Genomic DNA, 16,020 nt, shown 5'->3' on the forward strand with positions numbered 1-16,020 from the left:
TTTTTCCTGCACGTCAAAACTCGTCATGGAGGGGGTAATGTCCAACCAGACCCTGGAGCGAATCGCTCGAAACAAGAATGTGGCACGCGCGGCGGCTCGCCAGTTGAGCATGGAACAACTGCACAAACTGGCTGAGGTGATCGGCGAGGTTATCGAGCAGAAGAACGACGAGGAAAAGCGCCGCCAGGAAGAAGAGGCGCAAAAGGCGCGCAAGCTTGCGGAAATTCGCGAGCAGATCAATGAGGCCGGCCTTTCCATCGATGACCTGGTGCCCGATCAGCCGAAGCGCAAACGGGGGCGTCCGCCGAAGAACGCCAAGGATGCCGACAAGTCCTGACGGGCAGGACAGCGATGGAGCCGGTATCGGGTATCACGTCTGTTGCACCGTCCGCTGCGATGGATAATCCGCTACTTCACCACTGTGGCCCGGGTCTCCACGGCGAACAGCTGGAGGTGTACATCGGGTACACGGTGGAGATGGTCGGATAGCCAGGCCATCAGGTCGGGGTAGAGGGTTTCCCGTAATTCCGCCAGGGAGTCGCCTCGAGCGTCGCACAGGCATTCGTCGAGGCGGTCGGCCAGTGCCGTCTCATCGAGTGGGCTGGCATGACTGTCGTCCAGCATGAGCCGCCCGATGCGGGTCCATCCCTCTTCGGTGACGGCGACGGACATCGCCAGGAAGAGCTGGCCATGGCGTGCATTGGTTTCGCCGCCTGCCCCGGCGACCGGGGCGATCCTGTCCTGGTCGATGATGCGTGGCGTCAGTCGATGATGGCGCTCGAGTTGAAGGCCTTGATCATCCAGTCGAATCAGATCCCCATTGCGCGGCGTCAGAGATGCCTCGATCGACATCTCGCGCGCGAGTGCCTGGTGGGCATGCTGGTGGCGGGCTTCGCCATGAACCGGCAGTAGACGGCGTGGCGAAATCCAGTCGTAAAAGGTGCGGAGTTCATCCTGATAAGGGTGACCCGACGCATGCAGTGCCGGTTGGTGGGTATCATCCAGCAGGGTGACGCCGGCCAGCCTCAAGGCATGCTTGAGGCGCTCGATCAGGCGTTCATTGCCGGGGATGGCGCGGGCCGAAAAGATCACGCTGTCGCCCTGGGCCAGCTCGAAATGCGGGTGACGTCCTGCTGCCAGGCGTGACAGGGCCGCACGGGGTTCGCCCTGGCTGCCGGTGGCAATCACCAGAACTTCCTCGGCGGGCAGGTAACCCAGGTCTTGTACCGGGACCAGGGCGGGAAAGTCCTCGAGGTAGCCGAGCCCCTGGGCGATCCGTACCATGCGCTCCATGGAGCGTCCCATCAGGCTGACGCGTCTGCCGCAACGATCAGCCGCACGGCCGATTGCCAGAACTCGGTCGAGATTGCTGGCGAAACAGCTGACCACAACGCGTCCGGGGAGTGAGGCAATGGCCTCTTCGAGAGCCTCGGCGACCTCACTCTCGCTACGCGAATGTCCCGGCTCCGGGGCACAGGTCGAATCACCGACGACCAGATCCACCGGGGCAATGGCGCGGTAGGTGTCGGCATCGATGGGAGCGCCCAGCAAGGGCGCAGGATCGAGCTTCCAGTCACCGGTATGCAGGATGCGGCGTTCGCCTGCTTGTATCAGCAGGGCACAGCTTTCCGGGATCGAGTGCGTCAAGGGCAGGTAGCGCAGCGTGAAGTGGCCGATCTCGATCGCTTCCCCGGGCTCGATGACATGGATGGCATCGGCGCGCAGACCACGTTCCGCAAACTTGCTGCGCAACAGTCCGGCGGCAAGCGGGGTGGCATGGATCGGACAACCCCACTGCGGCCATAGCCAGGCGGCGGCACCGATGTGGTCCTCGTGGCCATGGGTGATGACCAGGGCCTCGGGGGCTATGCCAAGGGTGTCGAGGGGAGAGAGGTCGGGCACTTGCAGGGGGCCGCCCGGCAAGTCCTGGCGAATCATCATGCCGCAGTCTACAGCGATCCAGTGGTCCCGGTGTTCATAGAGCGTGAGGTTCATCCCGATCTCGCCACAGCCGCCAAGTGGGAGAAGATGAAGTGGTGCGCGGCGGCGGGAGCGGATCTGGACGCGAGGCTGGGGCATCGAGCAGGGCTGGGCAGAGAGTGTGACATTCACTATACGGGATCGTCACCATGCCCCACAATGCGCGGTGGCGTACCGTGTGGTGTTCGCCTGATTTCGCTACAATGCCGCCCTCTGCCGTTATCCCAATGGAATGCTTTTTCGATGTCACATTACTATCGTCTGGTGATTTCCTGCCCCGATCGCCTCGGGATCGTGGCCCGTGTTTCCAGCTTCATTACCGGACATGGCGGGTCCATCACCGAGGCCAGCCAGCATTCCGATCTCGAGTCGGGGCGTTTCTTTATGCGCTACGAGATCCTGGCGGATTCCGTCGGGATGTCACCGGATGCCCTGCGCGAGGCCTTCGAGCCCATCGCCCGGGAGTTCGACATGCAATGGGCGCTCACTGATACCCGGAAACGCCGTCGCGTGGTGCTGCTGGTGTCCAGGGAGAGTCATTGTCTGGTGGATTTGCTCTATCGCTGGACAGCCGATGAACTCGACTGCGATATCGCCGCGGTGATTTCCAATCACGACGACCTGCGCAGCCTGGTGGAGTGGCATGAGATACCCTACCACCATGTGCCGGTGCCGGCCGATGACAAGGCGCCGGCGTTTGCCGAGATCGAGCGTCTCGTCGAGTCGGCGGGCGCCGATTGCGTGGTGCTGGCACGCTACATGCAGATTCTTCCACCGGGACTCTGTCAACGTTATGCCGGCCGCGTGCTCAACATCCATCACAGCTTCCTGCCGTCCTTCGCCGGCGCCAAGCCCTACCATCAGGCATATCGGCGAGGCGTGAAACTGATCGGTGCCACCTGTCACTATGTGACCGAAGAGCTGGATGCCGGTCCTATCATCGAGCAGGATATTCACCGGGTCAGCCACTGCCATACCCCTGACGACCTGGTACGTTTCGGCCGTGATGTCGAAAAGGCCGTGCTGGCGCGGGGCGTGCGTTGGCACCTTGAGGATCGGGTCCTGCTGCACGGTAACAAGACGGTGGTCTTCGCCTGACGTCCGGGTCGATTACAGCGGGAGGGGGAGCTGCAGTCGCGCTTCTTCGGAAACCAGGCGTGCCCCCACGCCGAGCAGTCTTACGGGGCGGTGGGCGCGTGACCAGGCCTGTTCGAGCAACTGCGAGAAACTCTCGGGGACGGCGGGCAGGCCTCGACTCTCCAGCGTAGTAAGACTGAAGTCGTCAAAACGCACCTTGACGAACAGGCCGGCAAGAGGTGGCTTGCCGTGTCGGGCGACCCGCTCCGACAGGCGTTCGCACAAGGGAGCCAAGGCCCGTTGGGCACTCTCCAGGTCGGGCAGGTCCTTTTCGAAGGTCGTTTCTACACTGATCGACTTGCGTTCGCGTTCGGTGCGCACCGGGCGTTCGTCGATGCCACGTGAGAGCTCGAAAAGCCGCCTCCCGAACTTGCCGAATTCGTCGATCAACCGCTCGAAGGGCTGGCGTCTCAGGTCGGCGCAGGTGGCGATGCCCAGGGTATCCAGCCGTGCCGCGGTAGCGGGCCCTACGCCATGCAGCTTGTTGACCGGCAGCGAGGCGACGAAGGCGTCGACCCGTTCCGGGGGGATCACGGTGAGTCCATCGGGCTTTTCCCAGTCGCTGGCGATCTTGGCCAGGAACTTCGCCGGCGCAGCGCCCACGGACACGGTGATGCCGGTTCGGGCGAGGCATTCTTCCTTGAGCCACTGGGCCATCCAGGTGGCGCTGCCTTGAAAATCGTCGACATCGGTGACGTCCAGGAAGGCTTCATCGAGCGACAGGGGTTCGACCAGCGGTGTCAACTCGTGGAAGATGCGCTGAAGGTCTCGGGATACCGCGCGGTACTTGTCGAAATCGCCGGGCATCAGGGTCAGGTGAGGGCAGAGGCGCAATGCCCGGGCGGTGGGCATGGCCGAGTGGATGCCATAGGTCCGGGCCGGATAGTTGCAGGTGGCGATCACGCCTCGCTGTTCGCGAGATCCCCCGATGGCCAGGGGGATCTCGCGCAACGACGGATCGTCGCGCATCTCGACGGCAGCATAGAAGCAATCACAATCGGCATGCAGGATCTTGCGCATGGCCGTCTCCGCCTCTCGCATCCACGGGCATCAGGCCAGGGCCTGGCCATTGCCGCCGCGAATGACGCCCACACCGATCCCCTCGATTTCCAGCTCCTGATGGCGAAGGTCGACCTCGATGGGCGCGAAATCGGGATTCTCGGCTTCCAGCACCACCTGATGCCCCTGACGATGGAAGCGCTTGACGGTCACCTCATCCTCGAGGCGTGCCACCACGATCTGCCCGTCACGGATGCGTTCGGTGCGATGCACGGCCAGGAGGTCGCCTTCCAGGATACCGATGTTCTGCATGGAAAGACCGCGAACCCGCAGCAGGTAATCGGCACGGGGAGTGAAGTATTCGGGGGGGAGCGGGCAATAGCGATCGATGTGCTCGGTGGCGAGGACCGGGCTGCCGGCCGCCACTTCACCGATGATCGGCAGGCCCTGGGGCGATGCGTTGTCCCCGGATGAGTCACCGGCAAGCAGGGATTCGCTTTCCTGGGCCGGCAGGCGGATCCCTCTGGAGGTTCCGCGGATGACCCGGATGACCCCCTTGCGTTCCAGGGCGCGCAGGTGCTCCTCGGCGGCATTGGGTGAGCGGAAACCGAGCGCACGTGAGATTTCGGCCCGGGTCGGGGGGTAGCCCAGCTCGTTCATCGTCTTGACGATGAAATCGAAGACGTTCTGCTGGCGGGGCGTGAGGGAGCGAGACATGCGACCTCCGGGTCGAGAATCTGTCAATGGACGGATCGATGAGACTGGTGCTATTCGGGAAGCCGACGAGCGTCGGCATTCGTCAAGCAGTGCCAGATTCGATCACCATGCTATTGGTCAAGTATACAGCATGGTGATCCATCCAGTAAAAACGGATCTCGGGCCGGCCCGTGGGGCGTGTCCGGCTCTTCGTTTCAAACGGTCAACGATTGGTAACATTGAGGCACTGACTGGCCTGTCGTACACTCGAACCACATTCAAACAATTGTTTCCAACCTTGGACCCGATTCATGGCCCAGCCCGACACTGTCACGCGCATTCTGGACACCGCCGAAGTGCTGTTCGCCGAGCGAGGGTTCGCAGAGACGTCGCTGCGCAACATCACCAGCAAGGCCAAGGTCAACCTGGCCGCGGTGAATTACCACTTCGGCTCCAAGAAGTCGTTGATTCAGGCCGTCTTCTCGCGCTATCTGGATCCTTTCACCACGCGCTTCCACGCCGCCCTGGACGAACTGGAAGCCAAACATCGTCAGGATGGCAGTGAAATCCCTCTGGAAGAACTGCTCGAGACCATGGCACGAACCGTGCTCGAGGTGCCCGCGGAGCGTAACAGCCTGAAGGTATTCATGCGCCTGCTGGGGCTGGCCTACAGCCAGGCCCAGGGGCATCTGCGTCGCTATATCCAGGACGAGTACGGCAGCGTCTTCACTCGCTTTACCGAGCTGGTGCGGCGGGCGACGCCGGAACTGCCCGACGCCGAGCGTTTCTGGCGTCTGCACTTCGTACTCGGTACGGTGATCTTTACGCTCTCGGGGCTGGATGCGTTGCGCGATATCGCCGAGCAGGATTACCACGAGCATGTCACCGTGCGCGATCTGGTCCGTCGTCTGCGTCCCGTGGTGGTATCGGCGATGCAGGCACCGTTGCCCGAACCGCCGGTACAGGAGGCGAGCTGATGCGCCCCCTGTCTGGTTGCATTGACAGGGGGCGCTAGATGGCGCCTCCGAGTGCAAAGATGGGCAGATACATCGCTACCACCAGCCCCCCGACCAGGACCCCGAGGATCACGATGACGGCGGGTTCGAGCAGTGATGTCAGAACATCGACGCGGTCATCGACCGCTTGTTCGTAATGGTCGGCGATGCGCTCGAGCATCTGATCCAGGGTCCCTGATTCTTCGCCAATGGCGACCATCTGGACTGCCAGTGTCGGAAAGCGTCGAGTCTGGCGCATGGCGATGTGAAGGGGCTGGCCATCGAGTACATCACGTCGGATATGGCCGATAGCCGCGCTGAAGTCATGGTTTCCGGTGGCGCCGGTGGCGCTCTCCAGGCCTTCCACCAAAGGGACGCCGGCGGCGAAGGTCGTCGCCAGTGTCCGGCAATAGCGCGCCACGCAGGATGCCTCAAGGATACGGCCGAGTATCGGCAAACGCAGCGCCAGCGCATGCAGGCGAGTGGCGAAAGTCGACGAACGCCGTTGGCCGGCCTGCACCAGCAGGGTCAGGCCGAGCACGAACGCGCATCCCCAGACCCAGTAGTCCCTGGCGAACTCGGACAGTGCCAGGGTCAGGCGCGTCAATGCCGGCAGCTCGGCGCCGAAGTCATGGAACAGTCCCTCGAAGCGAGGCACTACCTTGATCAGCAGCAGTGAGGCGACGATCCCCCCGGTGACGAGCACGACGGCCGGGTACCAGAGTGCCTTTCGTACGCGTGACTGGAGCCTTTCCACCTTTTCCTTGTGGGTCGCCACGCGATCGAGCATGCGCTCGAGCGTGCCGGACTGCTCTCCCGCTGCCACCAGATGGATAAAGAGCTCGCCGAAATGCCGAGGGTGACGACCCAGGGCTTCCGCCACGCTGGCCCCCTCGTTCACTTCCTTGCTCAGCGCTTCCATCAGATGTCGCATGGCAGGTTTTTCGACCCCGCTGGCGACAACCCCCAGGCCTTGCAGCACGGGGAGGCCGGCACGAAGCAGCGTGGCCATCTGGCGTGCGAAAAGCGTGATGTCCCGGGCGCCGATACGCCCCGCTCCCGTGCCGAACCCCCGCTTGCGCTGGATACGACGTACGAGGATACGTTGCTCGACGAGACGCTGTATGACGTCTTCGCGTCGTATGGCGATGATCTCGCCGGCGACGCGTCGTCCGTCGGCATCCCGTCCTGACCAGCGCCAACGCTGCGGCCTGGTGTCATCGCCACGATGGGCACGGGGCATCGGCACCTCCCATGTCGCCTTGTCTCAATGATGGCCGGCGACGCGACTCACTTCGGCGAGGCTGGTCAAGCCCTGCATGGCCTTGTCGAGTCCATCGCTCCACAAGCTCGGGTAGCCACCCTGTCGGGCCTGCTCCTCCAGATCGGCTGCCTTGCCGCGGCGCAGGATCCGTTCACGCATTGTCGTGTCGATCGGCACCACCTCATAGAGGCCGATGCGTCCCCTGAAGCCTTGGGTGCAATAGCCGCAACCCACGGGCTCGTGAAGATCGGCGCGGTGGGCTGCTTGATCATCGATGCCGAGGTCCAACAGGGCTTGCCGGTTCAGTCGGGCAGGCTGCTTGCAGTGGTCGCAGAGTCGGCGTGCCAGGCGCTGGGCAATGATCAGGCTCACCGAACCGGCGATATTGAAGGGAGCGATGCCCATGTCGACCAGGCGTGTCAGGGTCTGCGCTGCGGAGTTGGTGTGCAGCGTGGAGAGCACCAGATGGCCGGTCTGGGCAGCCTTGATGGCAATTTCCGCGGTTTCCCGATCACGTATCTCGCCGACCATCACCACATCCGGATCCTGACGCAAGAAGGCGCGCAGGGTGCTGGCGAAATCCAGGCCGATGCGCGGCTGAACATTGACCTGGTTGATGCCTTCCAGCGTGATTTCCACCGGATCCTCGGCGGTGCAGATGTTGCGACTGGCCTCATTGAGTCGGCCCAGCCCGGTATACAAGGTCACCGTCTTGCCGCTGCCGGTAGGCCCCGTGACCAGGATCATGCCCTGGGGAGCGGACAGGGCGGTCTCGTAGAGCCGCCGTTGTGTCGCGGAAAGACCGAGCTGGTCGATGTGCCAGTGTGCCGAGGTCGGGTCGAGCAGACGCAGAACGACCTTTTCACCGTGCACGGTGGGCAGCGTGTTGACGCGAAAGTCGACGCCCGGGCCCCCGGGGGTGTGCCATTTGATGGCGCCATCCTGAGGGAGGCGACGCTCCGAGATATCCAGGTTTGCCATGACCTTGAGACGGGCGGCAATGCGCGAGCGCATCGTGAAGGAGGGATGCGCCATGTCATGCAGCATGCCGTCGATCCGCAGGCGAATGCGGAAATGGGCGGCATAGGGTTCGAAGTGGATGTCCGAGGCACCGTGCTGGATGGCATCGTGAAGGATGCTGTCGATGAAAGCCACCAGAGGGGCGTCGTCATGCGTGACCTCGTATCCCGCGACATTACGCTCCTGATCCTCTCCCTGCGTTCCCGTTGACGACTCCATGCGGGCCATGGCGGCAAGGGTGCCGCTTCTGGGGGTGAGGTAGCGGGTCAGCCAGGCGTCGAGTTGGTCCCTGGGAGCCAGTACTCCTTCGGGCGTGAGACCGGTGGCGAAACGCAACTCATCGAGTTCGGCGAGCGTGGCGGGTTGACTCACGGCGACGGTGAGACGCTGACCGTGGTGACGCAGGGGGAGCACATCGAGCCGGCGGAGCAGGGTTTGCGGATAGTCGGCGACGGGAGGCAGTGCGTCGAAATCCAGGGTATCCAGATCGACGACCGGCAGACCGTATTCCCTTCCGGCCGCCTCGGCAGCCTGCCATGCCGACACGGCTCCCGCATCGACGACGAGTGACAACAACGAGCAGTCGGCCTGCCGGGACTGCTGCTCCAGGTGCCGGGCCTCCCCGGCGTCGAGCAGGCCCTCGTCGACCAGGCGCCGAGCCAGGCCATCCAGGCCCATGATATCTCGCTCAGGGTTCTGCTCCATGTCGCCACCCGCTGGATATTCGCTCATGGCATCTTGCGGTCCCGGCTTGGGATATCGCCGAGTCTAGTCAGTCGAGGTTGTCGTGGCTCGACGTTTTCACGGTGACATGTCGGCGAGTTTGCCGACTCCTCCATGCGAGATGACGACGCCGAAAAGTCAGAGAATCGTCCTTGTCGGTCCTGGGGGTGCCTCCTACCGTCAAGGTAGGAGCGTTCAGTGTCCGGATAACGCTATCCGGAGAACCCCGCAGGGCGGTTGACCGCAGGGAGGTGAGCCATGGAAGGACGGAAGAGTGAAGAGGTGACGGTGACACCGGTGGGCCAAGCCGGTTTTACCCTGATCGAACTGCTGATCGTAGTGGCGATCATCGGCATACTCGCGGCGATCGCGGTACCGCGCTATCAGGACTATACGGAACGGGCCGAACACAGTGCCGCGCTCTCGGAGCTGAGCGCGGCGAAGTTGCGGGTTTCGGTGAATATTTCCGAAGGGCTGGACGACCCCTGCACGGGCGTGGGCTGGAACTGTACCGCCAACGACGATGATTCCGGCACTATCGAGAATACCCCCGGCAACAGCGAATTCAGCGAAGAGAACGCCAATACTCACCCCAATGCCGTGCTGACCTGGGATGCCAGTGGCGACAGCGGCATTACCTGGACGCCGAAGACCTGGAATACGCCCTGAAAGAGCTCTCCTCGCCATTGAGCGTGACCACCAGGCGTCGGGGGCCTCCATGGTCGCGATGTTCGCCGAACCAGATGCCCTGCCAGGTGCCGAGTGCCAGGTGACCGTCGCGCACGGCCAGGGTCAGTTGCGTGCCGAGCAGGCTCGCCGCGACATGGGCGGGCATATCGTCCGGGCCCTCCAGGGTATGGCGGAAATAGGGGAGATCGCCCGGCACCAGACGGCGAAAGAAGGCATCCATGTCATGACGTACATCGGGGTCGGCGTTCTCGTTGAGGGTCAGCGAGGCAGAGGTATGCAGGAGCTGCAGATGCAGCAGGCCAACCTTCAAACGGGCCAACCGGGGGACGGCCTCGGTGACCTCGTCGGTGATCAGGTGAAAACCCCGCGAACGTGGCGCGAGGCGGATGTCTTGCTGGTCCCACATGGTCGGCTCCCCCTGGCTTGCATGGATATCCGTCGCAGGATAGGGGATATCATACGATAGGGGATAGACATACCTCACCTCTGGCCCGCCCAGCGCGGGCTATACCTGACCACGTCAGTTAGGTCAATGAAGTCGTCTAACAGGAATTAAGAAAACGAACGGCATCCTCGACATGCTCGGGGCTTGTTTCATCGAGAATGATATTGATGTGCGGGCTAAGATGCTCAAGGACAAACTTGTAATTCATGAGCCCCTTTCCCACCGGGGCAGGGACTATACGACCATCATCGATGGTGAAATCCTTGGCGTGGATGACAGCAATGCGGTCTCCCCACAATGAAAAGGCCTCAGACAAGATTTTGTCCTGTCGTTCGTGATTATCGGCCGTCAACAGATTGACTGGGTCGAATATCACTTGCAAGTTGTTGGACCTCGTTTCGTCGAGCAAGCGTTTCATTGTCCTGGGGGAATGGATTGGATGGTTGACGCCCGGCTCGATACCTACGATGACGCCGAATTTTTCGGCCTCATCGACAAGTTCTCTGACACTGGATAACACCTCTTGAAAAGGTTCTTCATGAAAATTTTCTTCGGTGTATATGATATCGGGATTGACATTGCCTGTTTCAGTGCCAACGATTCCGCATCCGAAGTCTCTGGAATACCGAATATGTTCCTTGAACCTTGATAGCGCAGAGAAGCGTTCATCGGGATCTGGATGGATTATGTTGGCATAACAGCCAAGTACCGAAATTTGAATATCGCGACGTCTGAATGCCGTTCCAACAAGATGCGCCATGCCCGGATTCAATGTTCCCGGCCTTGTATCAAAATCGAACGACTTGTTCAGGGCCAATTGCACCGATCCAAGCCCTCGGTCGGCCACATCATTTACCAGGCTCCCCAGAGGCTGCTTGGGCAGGTCGTGTGCTCTGATTCCTATATTCAATGTTCTGTTCATGCTCTTCATGCTGATGTGTAGTGTATTGAAGGAGATATTGCCAGGCGTGCTGGCAATATCTCGTCGGGAAGAATCAGTGGCTGACGGAATCTCTGATCTTCTGATAAAGTGAATATTGCTCTGGATGACTTTCGAGGTCGTCGTACATCGGCTGCACGGCCTCCTGGAAGGGGGCGATATCAACTTCGTTGATCTCGACGTTGAATTCATCCTTGATGCTGTTTCTCGCTTCCTCGATAGACTGGGACCACTTCTCCAGTTGGAATTCAGTCGATTCCTCGATAGCCGACATGACGGCTTCTCGCTGAGAGTCTGTCAAGCTGGAAAGCGTATTGCTGTTGAACAGGATGATGTCGGGAATCCGCGTATGGCCGTCAAGGGTATAGTAATCGACCACCTCGCCATGGCGCGCAGTCGTAAGAGCAAATTCATTGTTTTCTGCGCCATCCAGAATACCCTGCTGTAGCGCGGTATATACTTCCTCCTGGGCCATCACGACAGGTGAAGCCCCCAGGAGCTCCATGGTATTGACGGCCTTTTCACTTTGCATGACCCGAATCTTCTTGCCTTCCAGGTCAGACACATCATTGATTGGCTCGTCCTTTGTATAAAAGTTACGTTGGCCCGAGTCGTACCAACCGACACCGACGAACCCCTGATCCTTTGTCGATTGGTATACATCATCCATGATGTCGGGATCGTTCATCACGTCATGAAAATGTGTCTCCCCATCGAACAGATAAGGCATGGAGAAAACGCTGTAGAGTGGTGAAAAACTTCCCATCAGGCCGCCGGATACCTTGGTCATGTCGATCGCACCAGTCTGTAGAAGCTCGACGAGTTCACTTTCTCCGCCCAACTGGCTATCCGGGAAGTAGGTGACACTGATAGACCCACCTGACTTTTCCTCGACAAGGGAGCCAAACTTGGCGAGGGCGTCCTTGACAGGTTGAGAGTTCTGGGCATAGGCCAGCTTGAGAGTGACGCTATTTTCGGCATATGCCGTAGACGTTCCCAATGCCAGGGTGGCGAGTGTTGCGGCGATCAGTGTCTTTTTGTGAGCTGGTATGGTCATGATGTCTCCTTTCTTTGGATTTGTTGGTGAGTTCATGGCCCAACAGGGCCAAGGGAATGCTACAGATATGTCCTCAAGTATTCGGAGAGGCACAAGATTGCCATGGCCTGGCCATAGGGCATGGAGGTCAAAGGAATGGTTCGGTAATAGTCGAGGTCGTCTCCCATGGCGGTGCCGAAAGAGACCTGCGCCAACTCACCATCCGGGGTGATGTGCTGAATGACACTCTTGGTGGCTTTTTCGGCTACATCGTAGTAGGAGGCATCGAGATAGCGCATCCGGACCGCCTTGAGAATGCCATACGCAAAGCCGGCCGTTGCCGATGCCTCAAGGTAAGAGGATGGATCGTCAAGCAGCGTATGCCATAGGCCGGATTCTGATTGCCACTGGGTCAGTATCTCGACCTGGGACTCCAGAACCTGGATGAGAAAACGTCGAATGGGGTCGTTAGGAGATAGGTCGAGGAGCTCAAGAAACTCGGGAATAACGATCGTCAACCAACTATTGCCACGCGCCCAGCGAGCCTCGGCGAAGTTATGATTTCCCTCGAATGTCCAGCCATGGAACCAGGCACCCGTCTCCCGATCCATGAGATACTGAATGTGTACCAGAAACTGGTATTTCGCCTCTTCCACGTAGTCCTGTCTATCGAGGATCCGTCCAATCTTGGCCAACGGCAGCACGCTCATCATCAAGGTGTCATCCCACAGCTGCTGATGGTTCTCGCTGTTGTAGACGACGTGCTGTAGACCACCCTTGTCGGTGCGCGGCATATCGTGCATGACCCAATCCGCCCAGGCCTGCAGATAAGGCAACCACTCCTTGCGCCCCGTTTCCTCGTAGCGATAGGCGAGGGTCAGGAAGGGACACACGGTATTGACGTTCTTGGTGGCCAGTCGTTCGGCAAAGCGGTTGCGAAACCAGGTATCGATGATGGCCAGTGCCTCGGTATCGTCGGTTTGCTCGTAGTACTTGTAGATGCCATACAGGCCGATACCGTGTGTCCATTCCCAACCAGCCCATCCTTTCGTGTCTATGGTACGTCCATCATCAAGGTGAAGCAGGAATTCGCCGGTCTCGTCTTCTATATTGACCAGGTTGTCGATAGTCTTCTTGATCAATTCCGTAACGTCATCCTTGGAGATGAAGCGCTCTTCTTGCCTCAGGAGTGGGCTGTGCTTGACACTAAATGTTTTCATATCGTTCTCGCATCTTTTCGATTATTAAATTAGAGGCCCATCATCATGGGAAGGAATAGTGTGATTTCCGGTATGAAGGTGATGAGCAGCAGGACTGCAAGGATGACCAAGTAAAAGGGCAGAAGAGGGATAAGAAGATTCTCGACCTTTTCCTTGGCAATGCCGGCACCAATAAACAGCCCAGTTCCAACAGGTGGTGTAATCGTTCCAATGCAAAGATTGAATACCATGATGATCCCGAAATGTATCGGGTCGATATTAATGGCCGATGTGATGGGTAGAAGAATCGGAGTGAAGATCAAAATGGCCGGGCCAATATCCATGAAGCACCCGATAACCAACAGTAAAGCGGTGATGATCAACAATATGGCAGCGGGGTTGTCGGAAAAACCGAGAATGGCGGAGCTGATCGCTGTGGGCAACCCTGTGATGGACATGGCGAATGACATGGCCGAAGAGGCTGCAAGGAGGAACATGATAACGCCTGTCGTCTCGGTTGCCTTGATCAATGAGTCGATGAAAGCGCGTAGATCAATGGTTCGGTAGACGACGACGGTCAAGAATATCGTATAAATGACTGCAATGGCAGACGCCTCGACAGCCGTAAAAATACCAAATACGATACCGCCAATGATGATGGCAATGAGAAGAAGGCTGGGGAGCGCCTGAAGGACGACAGTCTTGATCGAATTGTCACGCAGGTCCAGTCTCACAGTGTAGTTCCGGTACTTTGCGATGATCAGGGCAACCAGGATGCAACCGGCACCCCATAGGCAACCGGCTACGAGCCCACCGGCAAATAGGGCTGAAATCGAGGTGCCGCCGCTGGCCAGTGCATAGAGAATAAAAGAGGTTGTCGGAGGGATCAGCATTCCCGTAGGTGCCGAGGCGATATTGGCGGATGCAGAGAATGGTCGGCTATAACCTTCCTTCTCACTCATGGGGACCATGACGCCTCCGATAGAGGTTGATGCGGCAATCGCGGATCCTGAGATCGCCCCGAACATCATGTTGCCTACAATATTGGTATGCGCCAGTGATCCAGGAATTCTTGCACTGAAGAGCTTGGCAAAATTTACCAGGCGAAGGGCAATCCCTCCATTGTTCATGAGAACACCGGAGAGAATAAAGAAGGGTATGGCCAGAAGAGTAAAGCTATCAAGACTTGATGCCATCTTCTGTGCCGTTGTGAAAATGGCGATATCTGCTGGTAATTCAAGAAGTATCGTTATTGCCGAAGAGGCAGCGATACAAATTCCGATTGGTACCCCAATGATGAGAAGTCCAAGGAAGGACAAGATTAGAACGAGACCTGCATCCGCTATCATGATTGCCGACTCCTTAAGGGTTGTGAATTTGTGTATATTTTCAAGCAGTTAATAAGGCAGTAAGCAACGATGATAGACCCGGAAACGGGGAGTGAAAGGTAGATCAAGCCTTTCGGGATATTGAGCATGGGATATATCTGGGACATTGTATTGGATGCTGCTTGAAAGCCACCATGTATCATCACAAAGGCTGCAAAGGAAATGAACAGAATTTCTGTCAAAAGATCAGATGCAACTTTCCATTTTCCGGTCAATCTGTCGGTAAATAACGTCAAACTTACGTGTTCTCGACGCCCCGCAACATAGGCGATAGCGAGCATTGATAGCCATATCAAGGAACAGCGAAGAAAGGCTTCCGAGATTGTGCTTGGGCTGTTGAGAACATAACGACTGATGACCTGCCAGCTGGCAGTTATCACCATTACCATGAACAGAAAGCAACAAATAGTCTGGAGGCTTCGATCAATTAAGGTTCGTACTTTTTGCATGCTTCCTCTCCTGGTTTTAGCTTTTCACGGCACTGTCAGGTTTTGCAGGTCATTTTGCTCTCTGGTTGAAGTCGATTGTGGCATGGGAAAAGCATCCCATGCCTATGGTGACTAGAATTTGTGCTGATAGCCAATCAGCCAGGAGCTGTTTCGCTGCCCAGGATCCATCGAGGCCTGGTCGTTGTTCTTGTCCCGACGAATATAGCCCCCGAAAAGCGTGTTTTTGGCATCGAGCGTATGGAATACAAGGAATTCCTGTTCGAGATAGTCACGATCCCCGGTGCCAAAATCGGGTGAATCGTCTTCATGCTTGAAGTGGTAGTGGGGGTTGTAAAGGAGCATCCAGTCATCGTTGATGTTGTAACTGGCATACAGGTCGATCCTGCCCGCTGTGCCTTCTTCAGCTGTTTCATGAGTCGTTTCCTGTTCGTAACGGTAACGTCCGGAAAGACTCCAGCCATCGCCCTGGTAACCTATTTTGATGGCAGCCAGAGCACGCGTTAGATTCGAGCGAAACTTTGCACCCAACTGTGGTGTCAATGACCACCGGTTATCTGCACCCAAGTTATAGGAAGGAAAGGCGTAGTTGACGAAGCCTTCGTCGTGTTTTGGCCAGCCATTTTCATGTACACCTTCCTGCCAGTACCAGGATTTTTCAAGTGTCAGGGAAGAGGTGTCATCAAAGACACGGGTGACCGCCACCTTGGGAAGCGTCAGGGCATGACTATTGGTGGTATGTTCCAGCTTCATCGTCAGGATGTCGTCGGCAGCGAGAGACGGTCCTGTCAGAAACATCGTCATGCAGGCTGCGGCAGTACCGATGAACCATCTCGACGGGTATGTGGCTCGCATGTCAGCTCCATTGTTGGTTTTTTGTGAATTGTCCTGATCGGGCCGAAAGGGGGTGTCCTTGCCGGGTCCACGTGGCGGGAAATGGCGCTTGCCACGTTTCAATCCCTTGGGCCGATAAAAAAGTAACAATGTTCCTATAAAAATGAAATGGTGTTTCTTTTATACTTTGGTCGGTGTTGAATACGTCTTGGACGGGTCGATGACACG

At 58.3% G+C, this 16,020-nt stretch carries 16 protein-coding genes; 4 read left to right on the forward strand and 12 right to left on the reverse strand.

Annotated features, from left to right (window positions below; translation table 11 throughout):
• Positions 1-37 precede the first annotated feature (37 nt).
• Positions 38-337 (forward strand): H-NS family nucleoid-associated regulatory protein, encoded by a 300-nt coding sequence (locus RSO41_RS11070; protein ID WP_315619156.1) that lies wholly within the window; start codon positions 38-40, stop codon positions 335-337.
• Between the two features lie 71 nt (positions 338-408).
• On the opposite strand, the gene RSO41_RS11075 is transcribed toward RSO41_RS11070, so the two are convergent.
• The gene (locus tag RSO41_RS11075) at positions 409-1,995 is read right to left on the reverse strand and encodes a ribonuclease J (RefSeq protein ID WP_315619157.1); all 1,587 of its coding nucleotides are present in this window, start codon (positions 1,993-1,995) and stop codon (positions 409-411) included.
• A gap of 228 nt (positions 1,996-2,223) precedes the next feature.
• On the opposite strand from RSO41_RS11075, the gene purU reads away from it, so the two are divergent.
• Complete coding sequence (gene purU, locus RSO41_RS11080; RefSeq protein ID WP_315619158.1) at positions 2,224-3,078, forward strand: formyltetrahydrofolate deformylase; 855 nt, start codon at positions 2,224-2,226, stop codon at positions 3,076-3,078.
• A 12-nt stretch (positions 3,079-3,090) separates the two neighbouring features.
• On the opposite strand, the gene dinB is transcribed toward purU, so the two are convergent.
• Together dinB and lexA are read right to left on the reverse strand one after the other, a co-directional pair.
• Positions 3,091-4,137, reverse strand: coding sequence for a DNA polymerase IV (gene dinB, locus RSO41_RS11085; protein ID WP_315619159.1), 1,047 nt, complete (start codon positions 4,135-4,137; stop codon positions 3,091-3,093).
• Between the two features lie 30 nt (positions 4,138-4,167).
• Entirely contained in the window at positions 4,168-4,833 is a 666-nt protein-coding gene (gene lexA, locus RSO41_RS11090; RefSeq protein WP_315619161.1) for a transcriptional repressor LexA, read from the reverse strand.
• 290 nt (positions 4,834-5,123) lie between these two features.
• On the opposite strand from lexA, the gene RSO41_RS11095 reads away from it, so the two are divergent.
• A complete protein-coding gene (locus RSO41_RS11095) occupies positions 5,124-5,789 on the forward strand; it encodes a TetR/AcrR family transcriptional regulator (RefSeq protein ID WP_315619163.1) in 666 nt (221 codons plus the stop codon).
• A 34-nt stretch (positions 5,790-5,823) separates the two neighbouring features.
• Here RSO41_RS11095 and RSO41_RS11100 read toward each other — a convergent pair whose 3' ends face one another.
• Together RSO41_RS11100 and pilB are read right to left on the reverse strand one after the other, a co-directional pair.
• Entirely contained in the window at positions 5,824-7,050 is a 1,227-nt protein-coding gene (locus tag RSO41_RS11100; RefSeq protein ID WP_315619164.1) for a type II secretion system F family protein, read from the reverse strand.
• 24 nt (positions 7,051-7,074) lie between these two features.
• Complete coding sequence (gene pilB / locus RSO41_RS11105) at positions 7,075-8,823, reverse strand: type IV-A pilus assembly ATPase PilB (protein ID WP_315619165.1); 1,749 nt, start codon at positions 8,821-8,823, stop codon at positions 7,075-7,077.
• Between the two features lie 249 nt (positions 8,824-9,072).
• Between pilB and RSO41_RS11110 the strand changes: the two genes are divergently transcribed.
• The gene (locus tag RSO41_RS11110; protein ID WP_315619166.1) at positions 9,073-9,483 is read left to right on the forward strand and encodes a prepilin-type N-terminal cleavage/methylation domain-containing protein; all 411 of its coding nucleotides are present in this window, start codon (positions 9,073-9,075) and stop codon (positions 9,481-9,483) included.
• Here the strand turns inward: RSO41_RS11110 and RSO41_RS11115 are convergent.
• The 7 genes from RSO41_RS11115 to RSO41_RS11145 all read right to left on the reverse strand — a co-directional run bounded on the left by RSO41_RS11115 (position 9,449) and on the right by RSO41_RS11145 (position 15,813).
• Entirely contained in the window at positions 9,449-9,910 is a 462-nt protein-coding gene (locus RSO41_RS11115; RefSeq protein WP_315619167.1) for a secondary thiamine-phosphate synthase enzyme YjbQ, read from the reverse strand. The genes RSO41_RS11110 and RSO41_RS11115 overlap by 35 nt on opposite strands.
• A gap of 136 nt (positions 9,911-10,046) precedes the next feature.
• Positions 10,047-10,871 (reverse strand): sugar phosphate isomerase/epimerase family protein, encoded by an 825-nt coding sequence (locus tag RSO41_RS11120; protein WP_315619169.1) that lies wholly within the window; start codon positions 10,869-10,871, stop codon positions 10,047-10,049.
• A gap of 73 nt (positions 10,872-10,944) precedes the next feature.
• Positions 10,945-11,946 (reverse strand): TRAP transporter substrate-binding protein, encoded by a 1,002-nt coding sequence (locus RSO41_RS11125; RefSeq protein WP_315619170.1) that lies wholly within the window; start codon positions 11,944-11,946, stop codon positions 10,945-10,947.
• A 59-nt stretch (positions 11,947-12,005) separates the two neighbouring features.
• Complete coding sequence (locus tag RSO41_RS11130; protein ID WP_315619173.1) at positions 12,006-13,145, reverse strand: glycoside hydrolase family 105 protein; 1,140 nt, start codon at positions 13,143-13,145, stop codon at positions 12,006-12,008.
• Between the two features lie 29 nt (positions 13,146-13,174).
• Positions 13,175-14,473 (reverse strand): TRAP transporter large permease, encoded by a 1,299-nt coding sequence (locus RSO41_RS11135; RefSeq protein ID WP_315619175.1) that lies wholly within the window; start codon positions 14,471-14,473, stop codon positions 13,175-13,177.
• Positions 14,470-14,961, reverse strand: a complete 492-nt coding sequence (locus RSO41_RS11140) for a TRAP transporter small permease (protein ID WP_315619176.1) — start codon at positions 14,959-14,961, stop codon at positions 14,470-14,472. Before RSO41_RS11140 ends, RSO41_RS11135 begins: the two co-directional genes overlap by 4 nt.
• 111 nt (positions 14,962-15,072) lie before the next feature.
• A complete protein-coding gene (locus tag RSO41_RS11145) occupies positions 15,073-15,813 on the reverse strand; it encodes a hypothetical protein (RefSeq protein WP_315619178.1) in 741 nt (246 codons plus the stop codon).
• Positions 15,814-16,020: the final 207 nt, after the last annotated feature.

The organism is Halomonas sp. I1 (genome assembly GCF_032334135.1).
In the GTDB taxonomy this organism is placed as follows: Bacteria; Pseudomonadota; Gammaproteobacteria; order Pseudomonadales; family Halomonadaceae; genus Halomonas.